Origin of the sequence: Hymenobacter psychrotolerans DSM 18569 (assembly GCF_900142395.1) — a bacterium.
Taxonomy (GTDB): domain Bacteria; phylum Bacteroidota; class Bacteroidia; order Cytophagales; family Hymenobacteraceae; genus Hymenobacter; species Hymenobacter psychrotolerans.
This window is the reverse complement of sequence record NZ_FRAS01000051.1, coordinates 1-7,987: the sequence shown is the minus strand read 5'-3', so window position 1 is coordinate 7,987 and position 7,987 is coordinate 1. Positions and strand designations below refer to the sequence as shown.

The 7,987-nt window shown below is 50.8% G+C and carries 8 protein-coding genes; 1 reads left to right on the top strand and 7 read right to left on the bottom strand.

The annotated features are described in order from the left end of the window. On the top strand, positions 1-324 hold a 324-nt coding region (locus tag BUE15_RS21010), incomplete at its 5' end, for an integrase core domain-containing protein (protein ID WP_139252482.1). Between the two features lie 482 nt (positions 325-806). On the opposite strand, the gene BUE15_RS21005 is transcribed toward BUE15_RS21010, so the two are convergent. The 7 genes from BUE15_RS21005 to BUE15_RS20975 all read right to left on the bottom strand — a co-directional run bounded on the left by BUE15_RS21005 (position 807) and on the right by BUE15_RS20975 (position 7,903). Continuing rightward, entirely contained in the window at positions 807-1,643 is an 837-nt protein-coding gene (locus BUE15_RS21005; protein ID WP_073289204.1) for an agmatine deiminase family protein, read from the bottom strand. Continuing rightward, positions 1,640-2,656: a hypothetical protein gene (locus BUE15_RS21000; RefSeq protein ID WP_073289202.1), complete on the bottom strand. Its 1,017-nt coding sequence runs from the start codon at positions 2,654-2,656 to the stop codon at positions 1,640-1,642. Before BUE15_RS21000 ends, BUE15_RS21005 begins: the two co-directional genes overlap by 4 nt. 200 nt (positions 2,657-2,856) lie before the next feature. Continuing rightward, positions 2,857-3,144 (bottom strand): hypothetical protein, encoded by a 288-nt coding sequence (locus tag BUE15_RS20995; RefSeq protein ID WP_073289201.1) that lies wholly within the window; start codon positions 3,142-3,144, stop codon positions 2,857-2,859. A 126-nt stretch (positions 3,145-3,270) separates the two neighbouring features. Next, a complete protein-coding gene (locus BUE15_RS21840; RefSeq protein ID WP_211617699.1) occupies positions 3,271-4,182 on the bottom strand; it encodes a hypothetical protein in 912 nt (303 codons plus the stop codon). A gap of 3 nt (positions 4,183-4,185) precedes the next feature. Continuing rightward, positions 4,186-5,049: a hypothetical protein gene (locus BUE15_RS20985; protein WP_073289197.1), complete on the bottom strand. Its 864-nt coding sequence runs from the start codon at positions 5,047-5,049 to the stop codon at positions 4,186-4,188. Between the two features lie 98 nt (positions 5,050-5,147). Then, positions 5,148-6,275 (bottom strand): replication initiation protein, encoded by a 1,128-nt coding sequence (locus BUE15_RS20980; RefSeq protein ID WP_073289195.1) that lies wholly within the window; start codon positions 6,273-6,275, stop codon positions 5,148-5,150. An 866-nt stretch (positions 6,276-7,141) separates the two neighbouring features. Then, positions 7,142-7,903: an IS5 family transposase gene (locus tag BUE15_RS20975; RefSeq protein WP_073282996.1), complete on the bottom strand. Its 762-nt coding sequence runs from the start codon at positions 7,901-7,903 to the stop codon at positions 7,142-7,144. Positions 7,904-7,987 lie beyond the last annotated feature (84 nt).

Genomic DNA, 7,987 nt, shown 5'->3' with positions numbered 1-7,987 from the left:
GTGCACTCCGACCGCGGCGGGCAGTACTGCGGCAATGTGTACCGACAACTGCTAGCCGACCACCAGGCCGTGCGCTCGCAGAGCCGCCGCGGCGACTGCTACGATAATGCGCAGGCCGAAAGCCTGTGGTCACGCCTGAAAACCGAAGTACTCGACGTCCGCGAGCGGCCTGTTTTTGCCGACCTGGCTGATGCCCAACGCAGCGTGGCCGAGTATTTTGACTATTACAATCACCAGCGACTGCACTCCAGTATTGGCTACCAGACACCGTATCACGCTCATCAACAGTTTCTTCCACTTAACGCCCTAAACTGTCCAGCGTAATCGGACCACCTCAGTTTGCCTTCACAAAGTACCGACTCATTGGCTACTCAGTTAGAGTCGTTCACCAAATTGGTGCCTGTGCCGTGGCCAAGATTGGTGAGGGGGGGAATCTTTGGCCTTTCTATGCGATTCGTTTTCGCAATCAATACGCCGAAGCTCATCGCTATGACCATTTGCCCGCTGCTTTCGCTACTCTCCGGCAATTAGACAATGCCTATCAAGAACGGGAGGGGTACATGTTAAACTCTACTGATGCAGTGGAGCAGTTAGGCTTGGATGCGACCTGTTTCGCTACGTTCTGCACTGCTACGGGTTTGCAACAGAGTAAATCTTACACTCGTCGTGAGGTTCGGGAGGCAATTATTGCCGCTAAGCTAAGACGTCTTCCAGGCAGACCTTCTTACCTATCACTACTGAATAAGCTCGCGCCGCCAACTACTACAGTATAAGCCAGCGCAGAAACAGTAATTGATAACTGTCAGCTACATGGGATTCTCCCACGTCACGCAGTGAAATACGCCGCCTTGCTTGGCCACCGCTCTGCCATCGAGCGGGATTATTTCACAGTCGGGGTAGAGTTCGTGCAGGCGGCGCAGGACTAGCTCATCCTCTGCTTGGTGGTAGACGGGAATAATCAGTGTCTTCCCCACACTCAGATAGTTGATATACTCGCCCACTGCCGATGTGTAATCGGTATTCTGGTAGGGATTATAGGGCAAGGGTACACAGTCGAAGCCAGCGCGTCGCAGGGCCTTTAGCAGGCGTTGCCAGATGACGGGCTCATGTCGGCGGTAGTCATTTACCAGGGCCGTTCGCTCATCGAGCAGCTGCACCAACCCGTCAGCATGGCCGGTGAAGTCGTCGGGGTGAGCCGGTACCAAGTCAATCCGGTCTACTTCCAAGGCATCGGCCAGCAGGCGCAGCAGCCGGGAGCGGGGTACCGTGGGATTTTCGCGCAGCACCTTGTCCGACATAAGTACCCGGCCGAAACTGCTGACCACGTTGCCACCGTCGACTATGAGCGGGCTCCGCTGGAGCGGCAGGCCCAGCCGGGTTGCTACTGCAGCGCCGTCGGTGATGGTCGTATGCCACCGCTTAGGGCGCAAGTAGTCCGGGAAGTAGCGAAATTGCATCAGGCGTCCGCGGGCGGTAGGCACGGGCATAAAATCCCGGGCCCAGATATCCCGGGTTCCGGGCAGGGTAGCGACTGTCGCCCCACTTTTAAGCAGCGCATCAGTAAGGGCCAGCGCGGTAGCGGGGTGCCGCTGGGCGAGGGCATCGGCCAGGTAGAAGCGGGCAACCGGACTGGCCGCAATCATAGCCAGCCTGGCTTATAGCCCAGGATGCGGCGCACCGTGTCAGCATCCATGCGCTGCTGCTTGCAGATGCTTTCCTTGTTTTTGAGGCGGGATAAGTAGCCTTCATCGGCCAGAAAGCGGTAAGGCCGCGTCATATAGGGAAGCGCTGTGTCTTCCTCGTCAGGCCGAAAGGTTAGCCCTACGCGGGCCGTGCGCCAGGCTGTGGGCGGTGCTTCCGTCGGGGTAGAACTCTCTTCCAGGGAAAGGTACGTCGCGCCGTTCAGCGCGCTGCCCCAGCTGGCTACCAGCGCTCTGGTCAGGAGCTGCGGGCCCATGATGTAGGGGTAGGAGGGCGTGACCTCGTCGGTAGGGGCAGTGCTCAGCAATTGAAGCCCCCGTAGCAGAATGCCGCCAAAGCTATTGCTGTCCCGGTCGCCAAACGTAAGGTCTAGGCTGGTAGCCTTGTTGAAATACCAGTGCAGAGGCTTTAGCTGTTCCGCGTCTCTGTGTACGTAGGGGTCGGGGTGGTTTCGGCTGTGATAGTAAAACTCAAGCTCCGTGATGCGGAAGATTTTGGTTTCTGTCCGCACCACCAGGCGATGCTGAAGCGTAGCGGCTATCTCCGTGAAGAAATAGTCAATGTCTTCGGGCCGCGCCTCGTGAATCTGCTGCGTCAGGTACTGAAGCCATTCCTTCGGCCGGCTGTAGTTGCGGCGGTCGGCGGCCAATAGGTACTCGCTGAACTCAGCGGCAAAAGGCACTTTCTGCTCGATGAGGTAGCGGGTTTGCGGCAGCCGCCCCGCCAGCGCAGTGTGATAATAGTGGCAGATGAATCCTCCCAGCTCAGGTGACCCCGCTACGCGCAGGCCTTCAAGCAACTCGGGCAGCGAGGCCTGGTCCGTGAGCCAGCACTCGTCATACAGAAAGTAGGTATAGGTCGATGAAGGCAATGCCGCCTCGGTGATGACACGGCTGGCCGGTAGCTGGGCCGCTTTGCCGGCTTTTAAAGTCTCGATTTGATGGGAAGAGAGCATGTGTAATACTGGGCTGATTGGTAATAGATGCCACAACATTACAGCGCGAATACATCCGCTCCTAGCGAATTACGAGCATTTTAAAAATGAGCTAAGTGGTTGTTTTAGAAGCAATTATAAAATTTATAATTGCTGCAATAGCAATGATTTATACTGCCGATTTTGCTTGCGCCAACTCTCAGAGAATTGCTAGCGCATCCTTAGTCAGGGTCTTCTTCTAACTCCACGCTATTGAGATTAAGGAGTAAGTCGCAGGTCCTCTCCACGCTGGTGAGCAGCTTGGTCAGCAGTTGAACATTCGTGTCGCTGCAGCTTTCCAATAGCTCTTTCGAGATGGTATGAACCTCTCCAACCTCTACGGTATCCGACCAGTCTCTCAATTCGTTGGCAATAGCGACCTGAAAAGTGGCGTCGAATAGTAGCTCCCGAATATGTATCAGCCTAGCAGCGGCATCGGTTAAGCTCTGCTTATAGGGGTCAGTACTCATGTTATTTAAGGGCTATTGACTTGAGCCAAAGCGAAGCAGATGCAATACTGTTGGCTAGCCGCGTGGACCGCCTATGCTCTAAAGCTCACGGTGCTGCCTAGGTCTTGTGATTGGATATTTTATAACTCACTTCTTCTCATAATATGTATACGCATAGTATTTTCTTGGTCCCAAACTCAACTCTCTACGCTGATACCAAGCAGACATTTCTTCTTTATGTTTACTAATTGAAAATAGACTTTCTAAAGTCAAGTATTTGTTGTAATCCGCAATGCTGTCAAGCTCTACAAAGGTCTTGCCTACTCCCTTTGTATCTAACTGTAAAATTCTTAAAAACTTAAATGCATCACTGTAAACATTGAAAAAAGTCATTAATCTTTCAAGTAAATATATATTGTCTAAGGATTTTTCTTTTTCAAGAAGAAAACTGATAACAGTATCATAATTCGCTTTGTATTTATTCTTTCTGATATATTGCCTTTTATCTCGAATGCTGTCAAGGGCTTGTTTTATGATATCTCTACTAAGGAAATCAATGATAATATCAAATTCTATTCCAAGCATTAGCATTGCTACTGCAATTTTCGCATCTTCTTTGTAAAGCATATTAGAAAGCTTTAACAAATAAGGGCCATACGGTGAGCATCTTGCGGTTGATAGTTGAGAAATAACATGAAGAATCCTCCATTGTTTCTCAAAATCAATTTTTACGAAGTTAAGATTCTTGCCGTCGTAATACCAATCTCCTCCATAATAGCTTGAGCAAAATTCGACTGGCATGGTCCAGTAATTCCAAAAATATATCATCATTGTGTCTGCAAGCTCAAAAACACTGGATGATTGCTTTGGAGTATTCATTAACTCCCAATGAACAAACCTATTGGTTATAGAATTATAAGGCAGGTCAGAACCTGGCAGTGATACCTCGCTAAGTAGTTCGAGGTTTATTGCAACCATGCCTGGAGGATAAAGAGAGTTATTGTTCTTGAAATACGAGCTTATGTGCATTATGTACTCTGTACTTAGTGCATGTGACATGTTTTAGTACGTATAGGTTATTGCAAAGCCGTGCGGTAGTACGCTTGCTATGGTAAACTGATGCTTCTTATGCACAGCATTCATGATGAGCGATGCTGTATTACCGGATTTGAGGAATCTGAATTTCTGAAACGAGTTGATGTTGCCTAAAAACGTTTCATAAATTTCGTCAGCTTCAATCAGTTCAAGAGGGCTTTCAAATATTATCTCACCATTATGCGAAACTCTTATTTGACTGTTGCTTATATCAAACAAGCAATTTTCCCATGACTTCATAGCGTCTGCAAGATTTTTCTCAGAGGCGATGGAACCATAGTTAATATTTTCTACGAAAGGTTTGCAAACAATAGTGAACGGGGGAATATTTTTTTTAACGTAATAATCTCCTAAATAGAATGCGAATAATTCGTCTACTGTAAATGTGTCATTCTTCACATGTTGAGGCAAATTGTTATAGCTAAGATGAGTGCCACAAAGTTCATGGATTCTCGCAGCTAGAATCTGAACACCATCGAATGTAAAATATCCATCGCGGCTATAATTGAAAGCACCCTTTTGTTTTAAAACTTGGGCAAGCGAATGATTCATAATGAAAGCAGTCGCAATGCATCTATCCGTCAAAGTGTTAGTATTAATTATTAACCCTGCGTCCTTCATTGCCTTCAGGCTCCCTACTTCTATGACATGGGTTAACACATTGTTTATTTCACTGGTGTCATCGCTGCCAGCGTATCTGCTAACGGTGCTTTTGCCAAATTTTTTTATCAAAGAGTCAATAATCGTTTCACTTATGTCGATAAATGTACTTTGGCTAATTTTATTGTCGATGAGCGTATATGCTTCCTTGAGGATTTCAGTGGTCGACACAAGCTTGTGTTTTGAAGGTTAAAGGTCAGTGAAGATATGGATTCTCTTTTTTTGGTGGCCTCCCCCTACGAGCATGTAAGGTAAACCTCAAACGCTAGTTACGTTTTGTCGTCTGCCGTCGCAAACAGGCCAAGTTGCAGGTCCTTGCGAACCTGCAGCGCTTCAGCTTTCTGCTCGGCCAGCAGTTGCTTCGCCGCCCGCGAAATGGCCGTGTTGCAATACTTTTCCTTGCTGTTGATGCGGTCCGTTGGATGAATGGCTTTCAGGTCCCATTCCCGCAGAATCTTCTTGACGCCGTCGCGGCCCAGGGTAGGTGCGTGAAGCGCGATGTTGCGGTCAGTGACCTTCCAGGCGCGGAGCCGTTCGATGAGTGAGGCCGTGACCGGGTCGGCCAGCCAGGAGGCCGGAATCTTGGTTTGCTGCTTCTGATTCAACTCAAAGCGTAGCCGCACAATTCGGGGCCGGCCCCGGGTGGCCCGCTCAGCTTCGTAGACGGGCTGCATGGTAAAGGCCACGTCGCTTTCGGCCAGCTCCTCCAGCGGCTCCTTGGTGGTGTAGTGCACCAGGTCTTTCACCAGCGGGTACTTCATGAGCACCTTGCCGGACTTGTCTTTCTTAGGCTGCTGGCGCTTATCTAGCACCGGGCCGCAATCCATCAGCGTCCGGTATTCCTCAATGGTGACTTCCCAGAAGCCGGTATCCTTGAACGCCGACAGTATCTCGAAGAACCGCATGGAGTACCAGCTTTTCAGCCGCATGTAGTGCGAGAGCTGATAGCTGGTGTAATGGGCGACGTTGATGAAGTAGTCGGAAAGCGCCGGATTCAGCGGTATAGATATAATACCGTTTTTATACCCGGCTGTCTCATCCTTGCTGGTATCGAGCAGGTGTCGGGCCCGCCATTCCGACGAGTCTGGGCTCTTGAATGTCCAGATAACTGCCAGCAGTTCCAGAATAGCACCCTCCACCTCTTTATAAACGGTTTCGGCCTTTACGCCGGCATCCACCACCACATCGCTGACGCGCATCTGGTAGAAGGGCCGCAGCTCAAAGTCATCATCCCGGATTTGGTCGAGCACCCGCGCCATAATACGCTTCGCCAGCACGCTCATTTTCCGCTGCCGGGAGAAGGTCACGTTCCAATGCTGCTTCACCAACTCCTTATGTTGCGGCTCGTAGACCAGCCCCAGAGGTAGCGAGGCGGTGGTCATTTTCTTGTTACTCATAGTGGCTAGATTCCAAATGCGGGAAGGACAGTTGGAGATAGAGATGGACAAAGTAACACGAAATAAAAGGAGTGAGAAATTATCAACTCCTAATAGGTGGGGGTAAAACTCCTTTTAATCGTTTTCAGGGTGGGGGTAAAACTCCTTTTAATCGAAAATTGAGTGGGGGTAAAGCTCCTTTTAATAGCCGCACCCAGTAGGGGTAAAACTCCTTTTAATGCTTTCTACTCCTTATAGTGAACTATCTTGTCTTTTTTTAAAAGACAATCAGTAAAAATTCCAACTATGTAGTTCCCCCGAGAAGGAAGCTTTTAGGGATGGTATAAAACTCATCAGGACCCCAAAAAGCAGACAAACAAAACAGTAAAAAAGAGCATAAAGCCAAAAAACTGGATTGCACTTTTTTGCTATTTAATACTATTATTTTTATAAAACATATAATGCTCATCTTACGCCTACGTGCCATTCCTTTGACTTGCCCCAAGCCGGCTAATTCCGACAAAGCGTAGCACTGCCTACACAACGAACAGCCCGTTCCACCCAGGATACAGCGCGTAGGAGAGATGCAGCCATTAAGGACTGAACTGCACCTGCTTCACTGGTCGAAGACGCCACACAGCGCAGATTTGGCCTTGGTTAGATATGTAGTCCAAGAGCTGACCGATACGGCCATCAGGAGCACCACCTGGTTCCATAGTTTTCCGGAGTCGATTGCCACAGGCTAAGGTCTAACCAGCGAAATTGCCGCTGGGTCCGGATTGCCTCCCGTGGTAGCCAACCGCTCTTTCAGGCCCGCAATCCACCTTCCTGCCCCGTGGTTGTCCTTTGGATTGTTAAGCACTAGGAACTCAGAGTGTGTTTGGGAATTAGGCGAGTCGATTTAGACACATGGAGATATTGGCTAATACAAGCCAACAGACATGACTGGCGGGGGTGTACTCATAGTCCACGGCCAGCCGCCGAAAGCAGGCCAGCCAAGCAAAGGTGCGTTCCACCACCCAGCGTTTGGCGACGGGCACAAAGCCGCGCTGGGTGGGTGGGCGACTGGCCACCTGGTGCTGTAGGCCGAGGCCGCGCAGGTGGTCGGCGAAGCGGCCCCGGTAAGCGGCATCCGTGAGCACGGTCTGTAAACGGGCGGCCCACCAGGGCCGATGGGGGAGTAAACCCAGGGCTCCGCGACTGTCATGGCCGTTGGCCGCGTGTACGTGCGCGGCCCAGATACGCCCGCTCGAGTCGGTGAGGATCTGGCGTTTACGCCCGTTAACATGCTTGCCCCCGTCCAGTCCCCGGTGCTCGAAAATGCGGGGTGCGAGTTTGACGCTCTGGCTGTCCACGCAGGCCAGCGAGGGCAACGCCTCCCGCCCCTCATGTAGCCGATCCAGCGCATTGAGCACCGTATTTAGGCGTGCCCAGAGGCCCGTTTGCTGCCAGCGGTAGAAATAGTAGTAGACCGCCGTCCAAGCCGGAAATTCGGCCGGCAAGGCCCGCCACTGGCCGCCCGTGCGGCAGACATAGAGCACGGCATTGACCACTTGGCGCAAACACAGGCGCCGACGCCGTTGCACAGGCAGTAGACAGGCCATAACTTGCCACTGCGAGTCAGTAAGGGGTTGATAGCCGTCAACCATAAGCAGACCGGAGCCTAGGAACTCCGCCTGCAACTTACTGGCTCGTTTCTATTTATGCACTTGTGAAATTCCCAAACACGCTCT